Here is a 21,234-nt window from a genome sequence, read left to right as displayed (position 1 = left end):
TGAGGAGCCACGATGCGTATTCCGAGAAAGTTGGAGCATGTGCATCATGCTCTGCAGCTTGGTCAAAGCGGAGATCAAGGTTTTTCTGACATCAAGCTGATTCCAAACTGTCTTCCGGAAACTTCATTAAGGCTAATCTCATTACACACTCAGATCGGCGAACTCAAATTGAGTTCGCCGATTGTTATTAATGCGATGACCGGTGGGGCTGCGGAGACGGAGGAAATTAATAGAGAGCTGGCAATTGCAGCTAGAGAATGTGGCTTGGCAATGGCAGTTGGCTCGCAAATGTCCGCAATTAAAAATAAGGAAGTAGCTCCAAGCTACCAAATTGTACGTAAAATAAATCCTAAAGGTATTATTTTTGGCAATTTGGGCAGTGAAGCTACATTAGAGCAGGCAGAACTGGCTGCCGAGATGATTCAAGCGGATGGCTTGCAGATCCACTTAAATGTGATGCAGGAATTAATTATGCCTGAAGGGGATCGTGACTTTACGGGAATGCTAGAACGGATACATATAATTGTCCAGCATCTTCAGATTCCTGTCATTGTGAAGGAAGTGGGCTTCGGAATGTCACGTGAAGGTGCAGCTGCTTTAATGCAAGCGGGGGTTACCGTTATTGATGTTGGCGGGTTTGGTGGAACGAATTTTGCTGCAATTGAGAATGCACGTCGGGATGTACAAATGAATTGGCTAAATGACTGGGGCTGCAAAACCTCGATTGCCTTGTTAGAGGTTATGGATGCTATACCTATTCGGAGCGCTAATTCAAAAGCAATATCTTCTGACCTCAAGCTAGCGATAATTGGCTCGGGAGGCATCCGGGGGAGCTTGGAGGCTTGTAAAGCACTTACTTTAGGAGCTTCCGCGGTGGGTGTAGCTGGAGCCTTTCTGCGTGTGCTTAGGGAGCAGGGTACGGCTGCTTTGCTAGTACATATCGATGAGATGCATCAACAATTAAAGCTGTTAATGACTGCGTTAGGCGCATCAACGATTGAAAAGCTCTGGAATACACCCATTGTTATTACGGGCGACACCGCTGCTTGGTGTGGGGCTAGAGGGATTGATAGTACCAGTTATGCAAAGCGAACAGGTTTTCATAAATAGTTCATTGGATAGCCATACTAAGTGCATGAGCGACGAAGCAAATGCTAATAAGGTAAGTTTTGCAAACAAAACTCAGCAAATGCTAAAGAAGTAAGTTTTGCAAGCAAAACTCTTAGGTGGGATCCAATGAATCCAGGTTATTTATCATGGTTACTGATGGTCATTTCTTTAATTTTATTTGCAAGCGGCTGGAAAGATATTTTAATGAGAGGTATGACTTCAAGAGTGATACTTCTTTTTTTTGTCTCCTTCCTTATCGGGATCCCTTTGTTTGTAACGGTGCCGGGTGGAAGGGTTTCACTTTGGCTCCTTATTTTATTAGGGTATGCAGGGCTGGTTTTATGGAAGCTTGATAGGCTTGTCAATAAGCTGCATGTGATCTCTGTGGGAATATTGGTCGGGTCGTTGTCATTTTTTATGCAAGAAACGGTATATCTGTTCTCTTCCTTGGTTTTGGGAAGCTTGGAATTAACTATGGCATTGGTGGTTGGCTTATTAGTTGTAATGACCCTTAAATTGCCTTCAGTACAAATTGCCATGCTTACGGTAGGTCTGAGCTTGGGCGAGTTTTTTTATTTATATATTCACCAAAAGCATACCGGCATGGAATTGGGTTCACTTAAGCTTTTGGACCGTTGGTGGTTGAATGTCTTTATAACTAGAGGTCTGTCTATGGTCATGAGGGGGATTTTTTTGGCTGGAAAGCAAAGCCTGGCCTTCGTTACAGCTATAATTAAATTAAGCTTGAAAAACAAGCTAGGAAACAAGGAATAGAATAGGCAAGCTAGTAAATTTCGTTGATTTCGTTGGATCTAGGTGCTATGATGTAGGTTGTGGAATTTTTGAGTTGCGAATTTTGCTTCACCCAGGAAAGGAATGAAGTCTAGTGGCAAGACCTATAGTAGCCATTGTCGGAAGGCCAAATGTTGGTAAATCGACAATTTTTAATCGCATTGTTGGAGACAGGATTGCGATTGTGGAAGATATGCCCGGAGTTACCCGTGATCGTTTATATGGAGTTGGAGAATGGCTAGACCATGATTTCAGTGTCATAGATACCGGTGGTATTGAAATAGAAGGTGTGAATGAGCTGCTGAAATCCGTTCGGGCTCAAGCTGAGCTTGCTATTGAAGAAGCGGATGTAATCATTTTTATGGTCGATGGCAAAGCGGGAGTCACCTCTGCGGATTCGGAGGTAGCCGAGCTATTGTTTCGTGCGAAGAAGCCGATTGTTTTGGCTGTTAACAAAATCGATAACATTAAACGCCAGGATGATATCTATGAATTTTTCAGCTTAGGGTTTGGAACACCTTATGGGATTTCTGGTTCTCATGGTACCGGATTAGGCGACTTGCTAGATGCAGTAGTGGAAAGCTTCCCGGAAAATGTAGAAGAGGAATACGGTGAAGATGTAATCCGTGTGGCTTTAATTGGCCGTCCTAATGTCGGAAAATCCTCTCTGGTTAATGCGATTTTGGGAGAAGACCGAGTCATTGTGAGTGCAGTGGCAGGTACTACCCGGGATGCAATCGATACCCCTTTTGAACGTGATGGGCAAAAATATGTCATTATCGATACAGCGGGTATGCGAAAACGGGGCAAGGTTTACGAAAATACAGAAAAATACAGCGTAATGCGTGCCATGAAGGCTATAGAAAGAGCCGACGTAGCTCTAGTACTGATCAACGGCGAGGAAGGCATCATTGACCAAGATAAGCATATTGCAGGCTATGCACATGAGGCTGGCAAAGCAGCGATCTTCGTGGTCAACAAATGGGATGTAGTGGAGAAGGACGAAAAAACAATGAAGGATTTCACACAGAAAATTCGTGACCACTTCTTGTTTATGTCTTATGCACCAATCGTGTTTTTATCAGCCAAAACCAAGCAACGGATACATAAATTGCTTCCCGTTGTTATTCAGGTTGCTGAGCAGCACACATTGCGGATTCAAACCCATGTATTAAATGATGTCATTTCCGATGCGGTTGCGATCAATCCACCTCCAACCGATAAGGGCAGAAGACTTAGGATCAATTATGCAACTCAAGTTACGGTGAAGCCCCCGACATTCGTCTTATTCGTAAATGATCCGGAAATGATGCATTTCTCTTATGAACGTTACCTGGAAAATAAAATTCGGGCTGCTTTCGGATTTGTTGGAACGCCGATGAGGCTATTTTCACGAAAAAAATCGGATGATGAATAGGAGAGATGCTCGGTGTGGTTTGTCATCCCCATCCTGATTAGCTATTTGTTGGGATCAATCAGTTTTAGTTATTTAGCTGGAAAGCTACTGAAGGGCATCGACATTCGTAACCATGGTAGCGGCAATGCAGGAGCTACCAATACGCTTAGGGTGCTTGGTGTTGGCCCTGGAGTCACGGTATTGCTCCTCGATGCGCTAAAGGGAGTTATTGCCGTCATGCTCGGCAGTTGGCTTGGTGACGGCAGCTCGTTGCTGCTGGTGCTTTGCGGGGTGGCCGTGATTTTTGGGCATAATTGGCCGATATTTTTTGGGTTCCGCGGCGGTAAAGGTATTGCTACGACGATTGGCGTTATGATTACGTTGGCTTTTCTTCCTGTCCTGATTGCTATTATTGTCGCTATTCTCATTATCGCAATCACCCGGTATGTTTCCTTGGGCTCTCTCGTGTTAACCGCTCTCTTACCGATTCTTATTTGGTCGATGGGACGCCCCACGGAAATTATCGTGTTAAGTTTAGCCATGTTCGTATTTGCTTGGTACCGCCATCGTAGTAATATTGTGAAATTGCTGAAGGGCCAAGAAAATAAACTCGGAGCAAAAAAATAGACGGAGGTGGCTCTATGCCAAGTAAAGTATCTGTGCTTGTTGCCGGAAGCTGGGGTACAGCCATTGCCACCGTACTTGCCGAAAATAAACGTGACGTTACCTTGTGGTCGCGCAATGAGGAGCAAGTAGCTGAAATTAACCGGGAGCATCGTAACCACAGGTTTCTCGGCAACATGGAGCTTTCCCCGCTTATTTATGCAACTACTTCGATGGAACAAGCCTTGCATCTAGCTGAGGCGGTAATTGTTGTGGCACCTTCTGCGGCAATGAGGGAGGTAGCCGCGCAAATGCGCCCATTTTTATCCAAGGATACGCTGCTTATCCATGCAACCAAAGGTTTTGAAGCTGATAGCTTGAAACGGATGAGCACCGTGCTGGCCGATGAATTGCCTGAGTATGACGCGTCATCGATCGTCGTTTTATCGGGACCCAGCCACGCTGAGGAAGTGATTAAACAATGCCCGACAACGGTTGTTGTTGCCTCGGAGAATAGTGCTGCTGCTGAAGCTGCCCAGGATTTGCTGATCAATGCTTATTTTCGCGTCTATACGAATCCCGACGTTATCGGTGTTGAGGTTAGTGGAGCACTGAAAAATATTATCGCGCTTAGTGCAGGCTTGACCGACGGCCTTGAGTTTGGAGACAATGCCAAAGCGGCCTTATTAACTAGAGGGCTGGCCGAGATCACGCGGCTTGGAATGGCGATGGGCGGGAATCCGCTTACCTTTGCTGGGCTTGCGGGCATTGGCGACCTCGTGGTTACTTGCACGAGCAAGCACAGCCGTAATTGGCGTGCAGGTTTTTTGCTGGCACAAGGCAAGTCGTTGCCTATCGTGCTGAAGGAGATGGGGATGGTTGTAGAAGGCGTGAAGACAACACAAGCTGCCTACAAGCTCTCCCGTCAGTACGAAGCCTCTATGCCTATTGCTGACCAGCTATATGAGGTGTTGTTTAATGGTAAGGCGCCTAGGGCTGCTGTGGAAGACCTGATGGGTCGTGGGCGCAAGGATGAAATTTCGGAACTGGACTCGTTGGACTAGCTGGTTCAATCATTATTAAAGCATTAGACCACCGCCTACACCGTGCGGATCCCTCCTTCATAAAATACTTTAGAATCATTCCTAGTGGACTGATTCCGAAGTGAGCTTTCTGCGAAAGCTCGAAGGAGGGGCAACAATGGCCAAAGATATATCCAAGGACGTGCTTAATGCCGTTAAGAAAAAAACCGGTAAAAATATTAGCGAAAAAGATATAAGTAAGCTGGCCAGTGGTGTCAAGCCTTCAACCATGCAAAGTGAGGCTCAACTCAAGCAGCTGATCAAGCAAGTATCTAGCTTGGCTAACGTACCGGTTTCGGAAGCAACGGTTAACGAATTGATCCATGCGATCAAGAACAGCAAGGTAAGTCCAAGCAATATGGAGCAGATGGTAAAGATGTTGACCAAAAAATAATTTTACATGGCACAGGCGCTCCCATCTTGGGAAGCTTGTGTTTTTTTTATAGCTGCAGCTTAGTAACATTAAGGATGTCACCTGTGCTTCACGGCTTGGTGTCACTTTTGCCATATGAACTATGGTATAATAGGTCATATTTCACCCTATTTAAGATGACAAGGAGCCGTATATTAATGAGTTCAATGGATAAAATGTGGGCATCGTTCGTTGCCATCGGCCTTATGGCAGGGGCGTCTTTCTTGATTTCATATGCAAGAAGCCGCACTAAAGGGGCCATACGCATGATTCTTTCCATCATTGCTTTTTTAATGTTTGTACCGATTTTGTTATACATGATTGTATCTATTTTGTGAACGGGGGTTTAAAGCTGTTATGATCTTGCTTAACGGGCGTAAAGTACAAAAGCAGATAGAATGGGAAAGTGGCTTAACGGTCTTGGATTTGGCGCTTAAACATGAAGTGGATTGGGGCTTCGCTTGCACGCGGGGCTCCTGTGCCCGCTGCCGCTGCCTTGTTAAAGAGGGTAGTGAATATCTAAAGGCTCCAACAGATGCTGAGCTAGATCGGCTAGAGCCGGAGGAAATCGAAGCTGGCTACCGTCTTGGCTGCCAATTGCAGGTTCAACAAGATGGGGTCATAACCATAACGCACAAGCCTTATTTCTAATCCGGTAGGATAAAGACGGATAAAGGATAGATGGCAGGAGGAGTATAGATGCATGGATGGGAAGCGCTCTCCATTGCGCTTAGGCAGGTAGTGGTTCTTTTAAAGGATGTTAAAGCGTCATGGTTAGTGGGCGGAAGCTGCGGTTTGCTGCTCCAAGGTGTCCCGCTCACAGCGGCTCCCCAAGATTTAGATCTATATGTCGATTCAGAGGGTGCACAGGAGCTTCATTATGCCTTATCTGCATATTCCACAGATCAGCAGCTGGAAGACCGTACAGCCATATACCGTTCGATTCTAAGCCACTACTCGGTTGCCGGAACCAACGTGGAATTAGTCGGAGGGTTTGAAGTGAACACAAACGGCTGCTTGTATAATGTGGAAGTAGACTTTTTAAGTGAGCAATACAGCCAGATTTATAAGCTATTTTTAGAGGATAGCCCTGCCACAAATAAACATGTGCTTCGTTTAATGCCACTTGAGCATGAGCTTCTTTTTAATTTGCTGCGTAACCGGCCCGATCGTTATGAGGCTATTGCAGCGGTAATGAGAAGTCGAAGCTCTAAGATTTCTAAGGCTCTGGAAGCATTGCTGGAGCGTAATATGTTCAGTGAAGCTATTATTCAAGAGCTCAACAAACTTCTGCTGTCGGAAAACAGACAAGCATGAAGAAGGAGTGAATCATACGATGGGCGTCCATATCACGTTTTTACCCGACAATAAATCGATCCAGGTGAGGCCTGGGATGACGATATTGGAAGCTTCCCGCAAAGCAAGGGTGCATATTCGTACTAGATGCGATGGCAAAGCCGCTTGTCTGATGTGCAAAGTCCATGTGCCTGACCAAACTGCTCTTGCTCCTATGAACCAGAATGAGCGTCTTAAGCTTGGGGGCATGGATGAGCAAGGCTACCGGCTTGCCTGCCAAGCCAAAGCCATTGCCGATGTGACGGTAATGCTGCCTGAGGATCCGCTAAAAGCGGCTATACGCAAGCAGCTAGAGGCAGAGCGGGAGGATGATGGCTTATGGTAGTAGGGAAACAGGCTGCAAGGATACTGGTGCTATGCCTGATGTGCTTAGCGTTAGCGGGCTGTATGTATCCACAGGATATGCGTAAGGAAAATCAGATCGCCACAAGTGAATATATAGTGGTTGTGCAAAATGCCATTGACCAGTATCAGGCAAAGACCGGTGTGCTGCCGATAAAAAACAGTGAAGAAACGACACCTATTTTCGAAAAATATCCGATCGAATTCAAAAAGCTAAAGGAACGGGCACTGATTAGCAATGTCCCGGCTAATGCCTTTGAGAGCGGAGGCAGTGTCGTCTATATGCTGGTCGATGTGGAGACAAAGCCTGCTGTAAAAATGATGGATCTGGCTTCATTCCAGCAAACTGTCGAGGCGCAGAAGCTTGTAGATGCCTACAAAGCCAAAAACAATGGGCAAATTCCTAAAGGCGAAGCTGTGGCACCTTCATTTTACCGATTGGACTTTGTCAAAATGAACAAAAAGCCGCTGGTGGTACAGAGCATGTATACGCGGCAAGTGCAGCTACCTCTTCTGATGAATGAAGAGGGGCAAGTGGCAATCGACTATGCAGAAGAAATCATGCGGTTGATCGATAAAAAATCACTGCAAAGCCAATTAAATGACAAGCAGGATTTAAGGCAGCTTTTAGTCAAGGAAGCATTTTTTGTCCCTGCCCGCTCGTACGCGTACCATTGGTTGAATGGACAACCTACGCCAGTTATGGGAGTGCCTATGTAAAGCAGCTATGCCGTCTCCAATGCCCCTAGCCCATGAGATTCATGGAGCTAGGGGCTTTTTTTATAGAGCAGCAGCATATTAAATACCTCCTGTTCATATATTCTCAAAGAGATGATGCTGCGGCTCGGTATGCCGTCATGAGCAGGGAGTGATTACAAATAGCCGAGGAAACAATTTATCATAATTGGCTGGCTTGTACATATAGTATAGTAATCTGAAATCATATGTACGAGTTTCGCTTTAAACCACCTGTAGGAGGGATTCTCATTGGAAAAAGTGGATATCTTTAAAGACATTGCAGAGCGTACTGGCGGGGATATTTACCTGGGGGTCGTTGGAGCGGTCCGTACGGGGAAGTCAACGTTTATCAAGCGATTTATGGAATCCGTGGTGCTGCCCAACATACTGAACGAGTCAGATCGAACTAGGGCAACGGATGAATTGCCACAAAGTGCAGCAGGACGCACGATAATGACGACGGAACCGAAATTCGTGCCGAATACCGCTGTTCAATTGCATGTAGCAGAAGGGCTAAACGTGAACATACGTTTAGTTGATTGTGTGGGCTATGTCATTGAGGGAGCCAAAGGCTACGAGGATGAAAATGGACCAAGAATGATTAACACTCCTTGGTTTGATGAAGCGATACCCTTTCAGGAAGCGGCAGAGATTGGCACAAGAAAGGTCATTCAGGAGCATGCGACCTTAGGTGTTGTTATAACGACGGATGGCTCGATTGCGGAGATTCCACGTTCCTCATACGTGGATGCTGAAGCGCGTATCATTAATGAGCTTAAAGAAGTAGGGAAGCCTTTTATTGTCATTGTGAATTCGACCAAGCCCAATGGCGAGATCGCCCAGGAATTAAGAAGTGAGCTGCAGGCTACCCATGATATTCCTGTGGTTTCGATGAGTGTAGCGAATATGAATGAAGACGATATGATATCCGTACTTCGTGAGGTGCTCTACGAATTTCCCGTACATGAAGTGAATGTTAACCTCCCTAGCTGGGTGATGGTGTTGCAGGATAACCATTGGTTACGCTCGCACTTTGAGAATTCGGTCAGGGAAACCGTCCAGGATATCCGGAGACTGCGGGACGTCGATCGGGTTGTTGGCCAATTCGAAGCTTATGAATTTATTGATAGAGCCGCTCTAGCCAGTATGAATATGGGGCAGGGTGTGGCTGAAATCGATCTTTATGCCCCGGATGAGCTTTATGACCGTATTTTGATGGAAGTGGTAGGCGTTGAAATCCGTGGCAAAGACCATCTGCTGCAAATGATGCAGGAATTCAGCCATGCCAAAAGGGAATATGACCATTTCGCAGAGGCGTTGGAGATGGTGAAAACAACAGGTTATGGAATCGCCCCACCGACGCTTGCGGATATGGTATTGGATGAACCGGAACTGATACGTCAAGGCTCCAGATTTGGAGTGAGATTGAAGGCTACAGCGCCATCCATCCATATGATACGTGTAGATGTGGAATCAGAATTTTCCCCAATTATCGGTACGGAAAAGCAAAGTGAGGAATTAGTGCGGTATTTAATGCAGGATTTTGAGGACAATCCCTTGAAAATTTGGGAGTCCGATATATTCGGCAGATCGCTCCACTCTATTGTGCGAGAGGGAATTCAAGGCAAGTTAGCGATGATGCCGGACAATGCCCGCTACAAGCTGCAAGAGACATTAGGTCGCATAATTAATGAGGGTTCCGGCGGATTAATTGCCATTATCTTATAATTAACCTAATATTTGTGGAAAAATGCCCTCGAAATGAGTGCATTTTTTTGTTTGTACTTGAAAAAGCGCGGTCAGTGTATTAATATAATCTTGATTTGTTCGCTTTCCGTAATTTTCGATGTATACTTTTGAACATTTCAGTTAACAAAGAATGTAATGGTATAAATTTTTTTTGGGAGGAGGTGAATGGCATGAATAAATCTGAATTGATTACAAAGGTAGCCGAAACATCTGAGCTTTCCAAAAAGGATGCAACTAAAGCAGTTGAGGCTGTTTTCGAAGCAATCTCCGAAGCCCTGCAAGGTGGAGATAAAGTACAACTGGTAGGATTTGGAAACTTTGAAGTTCGTGAACGTTCCGCTCGTAAAGGACGTAACCCGCAAACTGGAGAAGAAATCGAAATTCCTTCAAGCAAAATCCCTGCTTTCAAACCAGGTAAAGCTTTGAAAGACGGAATTCAATCATAATATTTCCTACATACTCTTTTCTTCATATACGAAATGTATGAGCTGAAAGTATGCATGGAACACCCTAATCATCCAATGATTAGGGTGTTCCTTTTTCTTTGTAATAATTTGAGAAGGACCTGCTTTTATGTTAATATTTGATGAAGCAAGCTCGCGCAACTTTTGCTATACTAACTAGGGATTATATATAGGGTAAGAAGTTTAGCAGGAGGGGAAATTAGACCATGTATATCCGCGTAAAGGGATGGTTGGAATCCCTCGATTGGTCGCATTATGGAATCATTGCGTCCATTTACTTGATTTGGCAGATTGGGGTAGGAGGGAATTGGAGCACAGCTTGCTGGATGCTATTGTTGATATGCTTGCTCGGTGTTCGACAAGATCAAGTTGATGTGGAATGGAAACGTTTTTTTATATTTGGATTGCCTCTGTTGTACTTATTTTATTATTTTTACGGTTCTGGCAATGACTTGTGGTGGAACATTGCGAACTGGATGTTTGAAAATAATCGTCATCCATGGGAATGGGATGTTGCGATGAATAGCATTCCTTATAATGATGCCGCATGGGCAAGAGCCTTTAATACCCCTGCTTTGGATGCAGCGATGGTGTGGGTATATAATTACGGATTCGTGCTATCGCTATGGCTTTGTATCGTCCGCAGCTTTTGGACCCGAAGCATAAAGAAAATGTTTTCCTATGCGTTATCCGGTCATATCATGCAATTTCCATTGATCCTGCCCTTTTATAATTTAATTATGCTTCGTGAGGTTTGGTATGTGAAAGGGCAGCCTGATTTGTTAGGACGTGTTTTTGCAACCGAGGGTGACCTCACCTTGTATGTAATGAACTGTTTTCCAAGTATGCATACCTCGATCGCTTTTGCTATGCTTTTGGTATCCCTTCGTGAGAAGGATCGGATTTTCAAATATATGATGGTTACTTACTGCTCTTTAATTATTATCTCGACGATGTATCTACAAATCCATTGGGTGTTGGATGTATTTGCAGGTATGGCTTTTGCTTATGGTACTGTCAAGCTTGCCGATCTTGTTATACGTATAGCGTCCAATTGGCTGCCGGACAGACTCAAAAGCTATTACAACAGCAAACAAAAAAAAGTATATAAAGATACAATGGCTGCCTAGGGGCAGTCATTGCTGCCTTACATATCCTGATTTCGCACATGCCAACCAGTTGACAATCATGGAAATTTTCTGCATCATACATAGTAAGCAAGCAAGGACAGGAAGGAAGATAAGGATGGATACCAACCAAAATCATGATGATTATTTCGTCATTAAAGCGAAGGAAAATGGTGTACAGGTAATAGGGTTGACTCGTGGACAGGATACGAAGTTTCATCATACTGAAAAGCTCGACAAGGGCGAGATTATGATTGCCCAATTTACTGCCCATACATCTGCGGTAAAGATCAGAGGCAAGGCTGTTGTTATGACCAAGCATGGAGTTATGGACACTGAGGTCTAATTAATTAGCTTGTGCAGGCATAGCCTGCTTTTTTTTGTTGTACACTGATAGTGGTAAGGTCTCTTCGGTTCGCGTATGGAAGGGTAAAGCCAAGGGGGAATTGTCCAATGAGATGGTTAGTCCGACTTCTTATCACTTCAATGCTGTCCACTGTAATTGCGCTCTCGCTCTCCGTATTGCCACAGCTCGAGGATGGCTGGAATTCACCTGTGTTTAACTTGGCTCGAGCAGAACCTATATCTGAAATGAATATCGTGGATGTGTTAAGTAAAACACAGCTGCATCTTCGGATTCGCAAGGTTGAAGTCAGCCGTGCTATTGTTTCGATTGATTTATTCACCACGCCATCAACAGATCGCTTGGAGATTGCCAAGGATGTATATGCCATAAGCCAGGTGATGGTTAATCGCTCCTCCAATATTAATCAAGTGCTTATTAGAGTATTGGATGGTTCCAAGCAAGCGGGGGGGAGCGCTTCCTTGCTTATGGCTTCTGATGCAAGGCGTGAGCAAATGGTGCCAAAGCTTGAAAGCAGCTTTAGCGTAGATGACCAACAAGAGCTAGAAACCTACTTGCAAAAGCATTTCCGTGTAACCTACACAAGAAATTGGCAAGAGAAATTCGAATTAATAAACTGAAATATAATTGCAGGTTAAGCTGATTTTTGTCGTGGCCTTTACTCTCCTATTAGTGGAGGAGGATTCGTCGAGACATTGGTTGTGCGTCAAGACTTTGATTGTGCTATAATAGTTTGGATTATGATCAAGAGATGTTCTCTTACCGGTTCGGAGGCAAATGATGAATGGTTATCGGATACCAGAAATGGCTACTAAATATATGAATTATGACATGATACAGAAGTATACGGAGCTACCCCAATTTCCTGAGATCCGTACACGGATTTTATATGCATTTCTTAACCAGAGTAATACCATGCAGGAAAACAGTGAGTTATTCAGCCTGGTAACCAGCTTGGTACAGGTGGGGCTTGAAACGCATGATTCAGTTAGTATTACCAACGAGGCCAAGGATATAAGAACGGCAAGATCCAGGCAGATCAAGGTTTTGGCTGGCGATTATTTTAGCGCTTGCTTCTACAGCCTTCTAGCTAAATCTGGACACATCCAGCTTATTGGCGCACTTGCTGAAGCCATATGTGAGGCGAATCGGTTAAAGTTAACCCTGTATGAGACAATGAAAACATTAAAGATGCCTGCTGACGAATACTTGAAGCAATCTATCGAGGTCAGGATGCAGCTCTATCTTGCTTTCACGCCGTTCATGCAGTCGCCTATGGATAGAATTTGGCCTGAGATTTTGCGTTTATTCACACAAGGTGAGCTTCTGTTGCAGGAGGTTGGACGTATGGAGAAGGAGCAGCCGATTCTTGATAGCTGGAGCTTCTGGTACTTGTTGCAGCACACCTCTAAGGAAGAACGGAAGCTGATGCAGGTAGAGGAGCCTGACCAAGGGAAATTACGCTCGCTTTGGATGAAATATAAAATCTCAGCCCAGCTGTACCAAATGCTTCTGGCTACATCACGGCAGCTTCAGGAGAAGCTACACAATCTGGATCTACAAGAATTCAGCAAGGAGCTTTTGTCGATTGGAGAGCCGTTTGTTCTCTATCTCTCTACACCAAAGGCGCTAGAAGAAATTTGAGGTGAACCCATTGCAATCTAAGTCAAAAGAAGAATTTGTTCACTCTGTCTTTGAAAGTATAGCCCCCAAATATGATATTATGAATGATATTTTGAGCTTTCGTAGACATAAAGCTTGGCGGCGCTTCACGATGAAAAAGATGGATGTTAAACCCGGTACTACCGCAATCGATCTATGCTGTGGAACCTGCGACTGGACCATCAGCTTAGCGAAGGCCAGCGGAACAGGGGCTATGATTGGTTTGGACTTTAGCCAAAATATGCTGGATTATGGCGCCATGAAAATCCGCGAAGGTGGAATGGACAAGCAAATTACATTAATCCGCGGCAATGCGATGCAGCTTCCTTATGAAGATAACTCATTTGATTATGCTACAATTGGCTTCGCCTTGCGCAATGTACCGGACCTTGTTAAAGTCATCCAAGAAATGCAGCGTGTAGTGAAGCCTGGGGGCATGGTGGTATCCTTGGAATTATCGAAGCCTACCTGGCAGCCCTTTAAAGGCTTGTATTACTTTTATTTCAAATACATTCTGCCTTTTCTCGGTAAATTGATTGCCAAAAGCTATGAGCAATATAAATGGCTCCCAGAATCCCTGATTCATTTTCCTGATCATAAGCAGCTTGCCGATATTTTCAGGAAAACAGGGCTGAGTCAGGTACAAGTGTACCCATTAACCGGAGGTATTGCAGCTCTTCATATCGGCATTAAAAGCGAGCAAATGGAATGAGAAACGGGAGTGGATTTACATGCTGCTGAAGAAAACTAAGATTTTTTTGGAAATGATTAAAGTTGAACATACGCTGTTTGCCTTGCCTTTCGCATTTATGGGAGCGATATTGGGCTCCATCGTTATTCATAACCAAATGCCCGGTTGGGCAGCAATTGGCTGGATTATTCTGGCTATGATCGGAGCACGCAGCGCGGCAATGGGCTTAAACCGTGTGATTGACAAAGTATTTGATGCCCGTAACCCTAGAACGTCAGCAAGAGCCATTCCAGCAGGATTGATTTCATCCAAGGAAGCGATTGTATTTATCGTGCTATCCTTCGTTTTGTTAATATGGGCTACATCGAATTTAAGCTCACTTTCTATGAAGCTGCTGCCTGTTGCAGTCTTTTTTCTTGTCATTTACTCCTATACCAAACGGTATACTTGGGCATGTCATTTAATTTTGGGATTAACCATTGGTTTGGCTCCGTTAGGTGGTTGGGTGGCAATCACCAATGAGATTTCACTTCCTGCTTTGATCTTTTATGTCTCGATTTCCTTTTGGACGGCCGGCTTTGATATCATTTATGCCTGCCAGGATACCGAGTTTGATAAGCAGGAGGGCTTGTATTCGATTCCTCAGCGATTTGGAGTAACGAAAGCTTTGCAGATTGCCCGTCGGTTACATATCATAACTGCCGTTGGCTTTATTGCTTTATTTTATTTATCCGAGCTGAGCTGGATTTATTTAATTGGTATTTTCATTGCTAATCTTCTGTTGTTTTACCAGCATAGCATTGTGACTCCAACCAATTTGACCCGCGTGAATACAGCTTTCTTCACATTAAACAGTACACTAAGCTCTGTTGTCTTCGTATTCACCCTGGTGGATTTGGTGGTGCTTGGCAAATGAGCCGACCTTGGGTGATTGGAATAACCGGAGCTAGTGGAGCGGCTTATGGTGTACGTTTAAGCTCGTACCTACTTTCACAAGGTCTTGAAATCCATCTGATGATAACGGATGCTGGCTGGAGAGTGCTTAAGGAAGAGCTGGGCTGGGATATAACCAAGCGCAAAGAAGCGATCCAACAGCAATTTGGAAGCCATCCAGAGAAGCTTCACTACCATACGATCCAAGACATCGGAGCGAGTACAGCAAGCGGGTCATTTCGGACGAGTGGTATGGTGGTCATTCCTTGCTCGATGGGCACTTTGTCAAGCATAGCATCAGGTGCCTCCGACAATTTATTGGAGCGTTCGGCCGATGTGATGCTAAAGGAAGGCCGTCCCTTAATTATTGTGCCACGGGAAACACCGTTGCATGCCATCCATCTGGAAAATATGCTCAAGCTGTCTAGGCTAGGCGTTAAGCTTATCCCTGCGATGCCGGCATTTTATCAAGGACCTCAAACCATCGAGGACATGGTTGATTTTATAGTAGGCAAAGTATTGGATAGTATGGGTATCGAGCATGAGCTTTTTAAAAGATGGGGTACACAGACACATAAATCTGTGACACAGGTGGCGGAATGAAACTGATTGAATTGTATGCCAAAATGAAAAAAGATGTCTCTTATATCGAAAAAGAGCTGGAGCGCAGCATTGACACGGAGCAAGCTCTGCTCAGAGAAGCGTCACTGCATTTGCTTAAGGCTGGAGGCAAACGGATCCGTCCTGTATTTGTTCTGCTGGGTGCAAAGTTCGGCAACTACGATTTGGAGCGTATTAAGCATGTGGCCGTAACCCTGGAGCTGATTCATATGGCTTCTTTGGTCCATGACGATGTAATTGACGATGCAGACACGCGTCGGGGCCAACTAACCGTAAGGTCAAAATGGGACAATCGAATTGCCATGTATACAGGCGATTATATTTTTGCGAAAGCTTTGACAGTCGTGACGAAGCTGCCAAATTCGAAGATCCATCAAATTATGTCGAGGGCGATCGTGGAAATGAGCATCGGTGAAATGGAGCAGATTCGCTTCTTTTTTAATACCGAGCAAACCGTTAGAAATTATTTGTTGAGGATTAAGCGGAAAACCGCTTTATTGATTGCGATCAGCTGCCAGCTTGGTGCCATAGCAGCCGATGCGGAGGATGGATTGTGTACACAGCTGTACCATTTTGGCTACAATGTAGGAATGGCCTTTCAGATCCGTGATGACCTGCTCGATTTATGCGGTACGGAGAAGGAAATCGGCAAGCCGCCAGGCAGTGATATCCGCCAAGGCAATATTACACTTCCCGTTATATTCGCTTTGCAGCAACCGGAGCTTAAAGCTCCATTACTAGAACAAATGGCTCGTATTCGCGACGAGGATGGGCAATCCGATATTAGTGACTTTATAAGCTTAATCCGCAAAAGCAATGGCATTCGCCGCTCAGAGTTGCTGGCCTCACGTTATATTGATAGGGCGATTACTGCGCTTCAAGGGATGCCGAATATTCAAGCGAAGAAGGATTTTATTGGTGTAGCTCATTTTATTGGCAACAGAACTTACTAAAATTACTGTTTTCCAGAGTAATGGGTATCCTTAACCGGTAATTGTGATATATTGGGATCAAAAGGGGGATTGGAATATGGAACGCAGCTTTTTAATGGTTAAGCCTGATGGCGTGCAACGTGGTTTTATTGGAGAAATTGTGAAACGGTTTGAACAAAAAGGTTTTCAGCTCGTGGGAGCCAAGCTCATTCAAATTACGAAAGAGCAAGCCGAGCTTCATTACGCAGAACATACAGGCAAAGATTTTTTTGAAAGGCTCGTTACCTTTATTACTTCGGGTCCTGCGTTTGCCATGGTGTGGGAGGGTGACCAGGTGGTTGCTTTGTCCAGAATTATGATCGGTAAAACGAATTCAATGGATGCAGCACCTGGAACGATTCGGGGAGATTTTGCGGTACATACGAATTTTAATTTAATTCACGGCTCGGATTCATTGGAGAGTGCACAACGGGAAATTGCCAACTTTTTTAGTGAGCAAGAGCTAGTGAGCTACAGCAAGTCGATACAAACGTGGATTTAAGGTGGGAAAGCAGCATGGAGGACCAAGATTTTCTTTTATTTATTAAAAAGGTTAAGGATTATACATCCATTGATCTGTCGCAGTATAAAGAAGCCCAAATGAAACGCAGGCTCACCACTTTACGAACCAAAAAAGGGTATAACACCTTTGCTGCTTTCTTTGAAGCCATGACTAAGGATAAAGCTTTGTTTTATGAATTTCTTGACCGAATGACGATTAATGTGTCCGAATTTTGGCGTAATCCTAACCGTTGGGAAGTGCTGGAGAAATCCTTTTTACCAGAGATGCTTCGCAAAAACCGGAAGCTGAAATGCTGGAGTGCGGCATGTTCAACAGGTGAGGAGCCTTATACACTATCCATGATATTGGCCAAGCTTAATGCGCTCTCTGATACCAACTTGCTGGCAACGGATATTGACGATGGGGCAATAGTTAAAGCGAAGGCAGGGATTTATTCGGATCGTTCCATCCGTGACGTGCCTCAAGACTATTTGCAAAAATATTATAAAAAAGACAACTTAACCTACTGCATAACCGACGAGCTTAAGCGTGGCATTCGTTTTCAAAAGCAAAATTTATTGACGGACACCTTCGATACGCAGTTCGATCTTATTATTTGCCGTAACGTCATGATCTATTTCACGGAAGAAGCAAAACATTTGCTGTACCAAAAGTTCGCCAATGCCTTGAAAATCGGCGGTATTTTGTTCGTCGGCAGCACGGAACAAATTTTTTCTCCAAACCAGTACAATCTGGAGCCCGCAGAAACCTTCTTTTATCGTAAGAAAGAATAAGTCGGATGTATAGCCTTTTCCAATCTCGCCCATACTAAGCAGTAATGCTAACGAAGCTAGCTTTCCTAAGGAAAAACTACTCAGGAGGGGTTCGATGGACAAGAGAAAAGTGATTATGGCTTATCGCAAAGGTTTTATTACGATACAAGAATGTGCACAAATTCTCGGCATTGATTCCATGCAAATTATGGGCTTTGTTAATGATCCGAATCAAGACATAATTGCAAGTGCAACTAAAGTTCAGTCGATTAATGGCTGATTATATCTGGAACCAATAGTATACCTAACAATCAGAACGCGCTGCTGCGGCTTTTATGCCGTCGTTGTGCTTCTTTTTTTGTGTATACGTTTCTTGTCAAACGGTGAAGCCTATACTATAATTAGCAAAGGAATCGGATACATATAGCCAAGTCTTTTTTACACATCTAAATATATGCTGTAAAAAGTTGAGAGCAAAGCAAATCAACATCCCTAAATTTAACTCGTACAACAAAAGTAGTTCAAGAAAAACGTAATATCGTGCCCATCTAGGGCACCCAAGCCAAGCGTGTCCAGCAGGACGAAAGCGTCCCGAGAACGCCGAAGCCTCGCAACCATCCCAGGGCACCCAAGCCAAGCGTGTCCGACAGGACGGAAGCGTCCCGAGAACGCCGAAGCCTTGCGCCCAGCATGGGAGTCCAGAGGGCAGCGCCCTTTGGGTCCCTCCCTATAGGGAGGGAGGGGAGGGTAAAACTATACGGAAAGAGGAAAACCAAGTGAGATATTTAACAGCAGGCGAAACACATGGTCCACAGCTGACAGCCATTATTGAAGGTTTTCCAAGTAATGTGACCATTGACTTCGAGAAAGTAAACTTTCAATTAGGGCGGCGCCAGAAGGGCCACGGCCGTGGACGCCGGATGCAAATCGAGAAAGATACCGCAAATATTGTCGGCGGCGTAAGACATGGCAAAACAACCGGTGCACCCATTGCCCTAGTCGTTGAAAACAATGACTGGAAGCACTGGACATCCGTTATGAATATTGAGCCGATTGAAGGCAACGACGAGTCGAAACGTAGAGTAAACCGCCCGCGCCCAGGCCATGCCGATTTGAATGGCGGCTTAAAATATAATCAAAAGGATTTACGCAATATTTTGGAGCGTTCAAGTGCTAGAGAAACGACGATGCGTGTAGCAACAGGCGCGGTTGCCCGCCAGCTGCTTGAAGCGTTTGGCATTAAAATAGCCGTACAAGTTATACGCATCGGGGACGTGGAAGTCGAGCGGCAGGATTTAACAATTGACGAGCTAATCCGCATCACGGAAGAGTCGCCTGTACGTGTTGTTGACAAGGAAGCGGAAGCCCGGATGATTGCTGCCATCGATGCGGCCAAAGAGGATGGCGACACGCTTGGAGGCATCGTGGAATGCATCATTGAAGGCGTGCCTGTTGGACTAGGCAGCCATGTGCAATGGGATCGCAAGCTGGATGGGCGTATCGCCCAAGCCGTTTTGTCGATTCAAGCGTTCAAAGGCTGCGAGATCGGTATTGGCTTCGAAGCAGCCAAGCTGCGCGGCTCCAAGGTGCATGATGAAATCATGCACAATGAGGACCGTGGCTTTTATCGCGCCTCGAATCGTGCAGGTGGCTTTGAAGGTGGCATGACAACAGGTGAGCCGATCGTGGTTCGTGGTGTGATGAAGCCTATATCAACGCTATATAAAGCGCTACAAAGTGTCGACATCGACACCAAGGAGCCCTTCACTGCACAGGTAGAACGTTCAGATACTTGTGCAGTTCCTGCCGCAGGCGTCATTATGGAAAATATTATTGCTTGGGAAGTAGCCAATGCGTTTCTGGATAAATTCGGCGGCGATTCGCTGGAGGAAATCCGCAATAATTACAACAGCTATTTGGAACAGATCAAGAGCTACTAAATGTAAGAAGACATCCTTTAGACAGTTATATAGAGTGGAGCGTTGAAGCGGATGAGAGAGCTTAATGTTAACTTGGGCGAACGATCCTACCCGATTTATATCGGGCAAGGGATCATGGAGCAGATCGGCGAATTGTTCGCCAAGCATGGGATTAGCAAGGGGTCACCCATGCTGATTGTAACCGATAGCCATGTGGAGCAGCACCATTTACCTAACGTAATCCGCAGGTTGGAGGCGGCAGGTTATAAGATCACCTCGTACACGGTTCCATTTGGCGAGCAGTCCAAATCACTTCGCGTATTAGAGGATATTATTGCTGTTGCTTTGCAGGCAGGACTCGATCGTAAATCGACAGTGGTCGCCTTGGGTGGAGGTGTTGTTGGTGATTTGGCGGGGTTTGTGGCAGCTAGCTATATGCGTGGTGTGAAATTTATCCAAATTCCAACAACGATCCTAGCCCATGACAGCAGTGTTGGAGGGAAGGTAGCGGTCAACCATCCGCTCGCCAAAAATATTATTGGAGCCTTCCATCAACCCGAGCTGGTGTTGTACGATACCTCAACCCTGCAAACCTTGCCAGACCGGGATGTTCGTGCAGGCTTATCCGAGATGATCAAGCATGGTTTAATCTGGGATGCCAATTTTGTGGCATGGCTTGAAGAAAACGCGGAGAAGCTGGTTCATTTAGATGCTGAGGCATTAGAATATGGTTTATATGAAGGCTGCAGAGTGAAAACCATTGTAGTCTCTCAGGATGAGAAAGAGCACGGCCTTCGTGCCATCCTCAATCTTGGGCATACCATAGGCCATGCGTTGGAGGCTACTGCTGGGTATAATGAGCTTCTCCATGGGGAAGCGATTTCTATTGGGATGGTCGGTTCTGCGAAGGTAGCTGTACGTTTAGGTTATTCAGAGCATATTTATACAGTGACGAAGCGGATTTTGCAAGCCTTTGGTTTGCCTACAAGCTTGCCGCAGCATTTGGATACCGATGAGATTATGAGCGCGATGATGCATGACAAAAAATTTGATGAAGGCAATATCGTCTTTATTGTACCCACAGAAATCGGTAAGGTAGAAATTAATAAAAATGTGTCTGCGGCTTTGGTTAGAGAAGTCGTTGAACAGCTGAAATTGGAGGTTTAAATCATATGTTTGTTAGAGGGATTCGAGGAGCCACTACGGTAGGAAACAACGAAGAAACCGAAATTTTAACGGCGACAACGGAATTATTGAATCATATTATTGCCGAGAACGGAATTGTGCCTGAAGAAATCGCTAGCGTATTTGTCACAGTAACTACTGACCTGACTGCTACCTTTCCAGCCCGTGCTATACGTGCAATGGACGGCTGGGAGCTTGTGCCGCTTATGTGTTCATTGGAGGTTCCTGTAATGGGTAGCCTGCCTCTTTGTGTGCGCTTGATGGTTATGGTAAATACCGAAAAAAAGCAGGATGAGATTGTCCACATCTACTTGAAAGAAGCGATGCGTCTTCGCCCTGATTTATCTAAATTGACAAAATCATAATCGAGATAGTATAGTTGAGATAGTAAGAAGTAAGTAGCAGTACGAGCCGAGTAGAGTAAGCAATTAGCTGAGCAGAG

27 protein-coding genes are annotated in these 21,234 nt (G+C 45.0%); all 27 read left to right on the top strand.

Going from position 1 to position 21,234, the window contains the following annotated elements; translation table 11 throughout:
- Nucleotides 1-12 precede the first annotated feature (12 nt).
- The 27 genes from fni (at nucleotide 13) to aroH (ending at nucleotide 21,157) form a co-directional block, all read left to right on the top strand.
- Nucleotides 13-1,110, top strand: coding sequence for a type 2 isopentenyl-diphosphate Delta-isomerase (fni, locus tag G9U52_RS02730; RefSeq protein WP_166145762.1), 1,098 nt, complete (start codon nucleotides 13-15; stop codon nucleotides 1,108-1,110).
- Nucleotides 1,111-1,236: 126 nt separating this feature from the next.
- Nucleotides 1,237-1,884, top strand: a complete 648-nt coding sequence (locus G9U52_RS02725; protein WP_166145759.1) for a hypothetical protein — start codon at nucleotides 1,237-1,239, stop codon at nucleotides 1,882-1,884.
- Nucleotides 1,885-1,996: 112 nt separating this feature from the next.
- Nucleotides 1,997-3,319 (top strand): ribosome biogenesis GTPase Der, encoded by a 1,323-nt coding sequence (gene der / locus G9U52_RS02720; RefSeq protein ID WP_166145756.1) that lies wholly within the window; start codon nucleotides 1,997-1,999, stop codon nucleotides 3,317-3,319.
- 12 nt (nucleotides 3,320-3,331) lie between these two features.
- Nucleotides 3,332-3,925, top strand: a complete 594-nt coding sequence (gene plsY, locus G9U52_RS02715) for a glycerol-3-phosphate 1-O-acyltransferase PlsY (protein ID WP_311764795.1) — start codon at nucleotides 3,332-3,334, stop codon at nucleotides 3,923-3,925.
- 14 nt (nucleotides 3,926-3,939) lie between these two features.
- Nucleotides 3,940-4,965, top strand: a complete 1,026-nt coding sequence (locus tag G9U52_RS02710) for an NAD(P)H-dependent glycerol-3-phosphate dehydrogenase (RefSeq protein WP_166145753.1) — start codon at nucleotides 3,940-3,942, stop codon at nucleotides 4,963-4,965.
- 136 nt (nucleotides 4,966-5,101) lie between these two features.
- On the top strand, nucleotides 5,102-5,377 hold the full coding sequence (locus tag G9U52_RS02705) for a stage VI sporulation protein F (RefSeq protein ID WP_166145750.1): 276 nt from the start codon (nucleotides 5,102-5,104) through the stop codon (nucleotides 5,375-5,377).
- A gap of 176 nt (nucleotides 5,378-5,553) precedes the next feature.
- Nucleotides 5,554-5,733 carry a DUF2768 family protein gene (locus G9U52_RS02700; protein WP_166145747.1) on the top strand — a complete coding sequence of 60 codons (180 nt, stop codon included), beginning with the start codon at nucleotides 5,554-5,556 and terminating at the stop codon, nucleotides 5,731-5,733.
- A gap of 19 nt (nucleotides 5,734-5,752) precedes the next feature.
- Complete coding sequence (locus G9U52_RS02695; RefSeq protein ID WP_166145744.1) at nucleotides 5,753-6,046, top strand: 2Fe-2S iron-sulfur cluster-binding protein; 294 nt, start codon at nucleotides 5,753-5,755, stop codon at nucleotides 6,044-6,046.
- 48 nt (nucleotides 6,047-6,094) lie between these two features.
- Nucleotides 6,095-6,712, top strand: coding sequence for a nucleotidyltransferase domain-containing protein (locus G9U52_RS02690; RefSeq protein ID WP_166145741.1), 618 nt, complete (start codon nucleotides 6,095-6,097; stop codon nucleotides 6,710-6,712).
- Nucleotides 6,713-6,731: 19 nt separating this feature from the next.
- On the top strand, nucleotides 6,732-7,076 hold the full coding sequence (locus G9U52_RS02685; protein ID WP_166145738.1) for a 2Fe-2S iron-sulfur cluster-binding protein: 345 nt from the start codon (nucleotides 6,732-6,734) through the stop codon (nucleotides 7,074-7,076).
- Nucleotides 7,070-7,813, top strand: a complete 744-nt coding sequence (locus G9U52_RS02680) for a YphF family lipoprotein (protein ID WP_166145735.1) — start codon at nucleotides 7,070-7,072, stop codon at nucleotides 7,811-7,813. The genes G9U52_RS02685 and G9U52_RS02680 overlap by 7 nt, the downstream gene beginning before the upstream one ends.
- Before the next feature lie 267 nt (nucleotides 7,814-8,080).
- Complete coding sequence (spoIVA, locus tag G9U52_RS02675; protein ID WP_166145732.1) at nucleotides 8,081-9,559, top strand: stage IV sporulation protein A; 1,479 nt, start codon at nucleotides 8,081-8,083, stop codon at nucleotides 9,557-9,559.
- Between the two features lie 191 nt (nucleotides 9,560-9,750).
- Nucleotides 9,751-10,026 (top strand): non-specific DNA-binding protein Hbs, encoded by a 276-nt coding sequence (gene hbs, locus G9U52_RS02670; protein WP_166145729.1) that lies wholly within the window; start codon nucleotides 9,751-9,753, stop codon nucleotides 10,024-10,026.
- 224 nt (nucleotides 10,027-10,250) lie between these two features.
- Nucleotides 10,251-11,174, top strand: a complete 924-nt coding sequence (locus G9U52_RS02665) for a phosphatase PAP2 family protein (protein WP_166145726.1) — start codon at nucleotides 10,251-10,253, stop codon at nucleotides 11,172-11,174.
- 115 nt (nucleotides 11,175-11,289) lie between these two features.
- On the top strand, nucleotides 11,290-11,517 hold the full coding sequence (gene mtrB, locus G9U52_RS02660) for a trp RNA-binding attenuation protein MtrB (protein ID WP_166145723.1): 228 nt from the start codon (nucleotides 11,290-11,292) through the stop codon (nucleotides 11,515-11,517).
- A gap of 107 nt (nucleotides 11,518-11,624) precedes the next feature.
- Entirely contained in the window at nucleotides 11,625-12,155 is a 531-nt protein-coding gene (locus tag G9U52_RS02655; RefSeq protein ID WP_166145720.1) for a hypothetical protein, read from the top strand.
- Nucleotides 12,156-12,339: 184 nt separating this feature from the next.
- Nucleotides 12,340-13,179: a heptaprenyl diphosphate synthase component 1 gene (locus G9U52_RS02650; RefSeq protein ID WP_243767088.1), complete on the top strand. Its 840-nt coding sequence runs from the start codon at nucleotides 12,340-12,342 to the stop codon at nucleotides 13,177-13,179.
- Between the two features lie 10 nt (nucleotides 13,180-13,189).
- Nucleotides 13,190-13,909: a demethylmenaquinone methyltransferase gene (locus tag G9U52_RS02645; RefSeq protein ID WP_166145717.1), complete on the top strand. Its 720-nt coding sequence runs from the start codon at nucleotides 13,190-13,192 to the stop codon at nucleotides 13,907-13,909.
- 22 nt (nucleotides 13,910-13,931) lie between these two features.
- Complete coding sequence (locus tag G9U52_RS02640) at nucleotides 13,932-14,804, top strand: UbiA-like polyprenyltransferase (RefSeq protein ID WP_166146662.1); 873 nt, start codon at nucleotides 13,932-13,934, stop codon at nucleotides 14,802-14,804.
- Nucleotides 14,801-15,424, top strand: coding sequence for a UbiX family flavin prenyltransferase (locus G9U52_RS02635; RefSeq protein ID WP_166145714.1), 624 nt, complete (start codon nucleotides 14,801-14,803; stop codon nucleotides 15,422-15,424). Before G9U52_RS02640 ends, G9U52_RS02635 begins: the two co-directional genes overlap by 4 nt.
- Nucleotides 15,421-16,395 carry a heptaprenyl diphosphate synthase component II gene (gene hepT / locus G9U52_RS02630; RefSeq protein WP_166145711.1) on the top strand — a complete coding sequence of 325 codons (975 nt, stop codon included), beginning with the start codon at nucleotides 15,421-15,423 and terminating at the stop codon, nucleotides 16,393-16,395. Before G9U52_RS02635 ends, hepT begins: the two co-directional genes overlap by 4 nt.
- Nucleotides 16,396-16,471: 76 nt before the next feature.
- A complete protein-coding gene (gene ndk / locus G9U52_RS02625) occupies nucleotides 16,472-16,915 on the top strand; it encodes a nucleoside-diphosphate kinase (RefSeq protein WP_166145708.1) in 444 nt (147 codons plus the stop codon).
- A 14-nt stretch (nucleotides 16,916-16,929) separates the two neighbouring features.
- Nucleotides 16,930-17,709: a CheR family methyltransferase gene (locus tag G9U52_RS02620; protein ID WP_166145705.1), complete on the top strand. Its 780-nt coding sequence runs from the start codon at nucleotides 16,930-16,932 to the stop codon at nucleotides 17,707-17,709.
- Nucleotides 17,710-17,803: 94 nt separating this feature from the next.
- Complete coding sequence (locus G9U52_RS02615) at nucleotides 17,804-17,968, top strand: hypothetical protein (protein WP_166145703.1); 165 nt, start codon at nucleotides 17,804-17,806, stop codon at nucleotides 17,966-17,968.
- A gap of 496 nt (nucleotides 17,969-18,464) precedes the next feature.
- A complete protein-coding gene (gene aroC / locus G9U52_RS02610; RefSeq protein ID WP_166145700.1) occupies nucleotides 18,465-19,628 on the top strand; it encodes a chorismate synthase in 1,164 nt (387 codons plus the stop codon).
- Nucleotides 19,629-19,679: 51 nt separating this feature from the next.
- Nucleotides 19,680-20,774, top strand: coding sequence for a 3-dehydroquinate synthase (gene aroB / locus G9U52_RS02605; RefSeq protein WP_166145697.1), 1,095 nt, complete (start codon nucleotides 19,680-19,682; stop codon nucleotides 20,772-20,774).
- Between the two features lie 5 nt (nucleotides 20,775-20,779).
- Entirely contained in the window at nucleotides 20,780-21,157 is a 378-nt protein-coding gene (gene aroH, locus G9U52_RS02600; protein ID WP_166145694.1) for a chorismate mutase, read from the top strand.
- Nucleotides 21,158-21,234: the final 77 nt, after the last annotated feature.

The organism is Paenibacillus agricola (genome assembly GCF_011440305.1).
Taxonomy (GTDB): Bacteria; Bacillota; Bacilli; order Paenibacillales; family NBRC-103111; genus Paenibacillus_S; species Paenibacillus_S agricola.
Note: the sequence above shows the minus strand (reverse complement) of the source record. Positions and strands in the feature narration are given on the sequence as shown.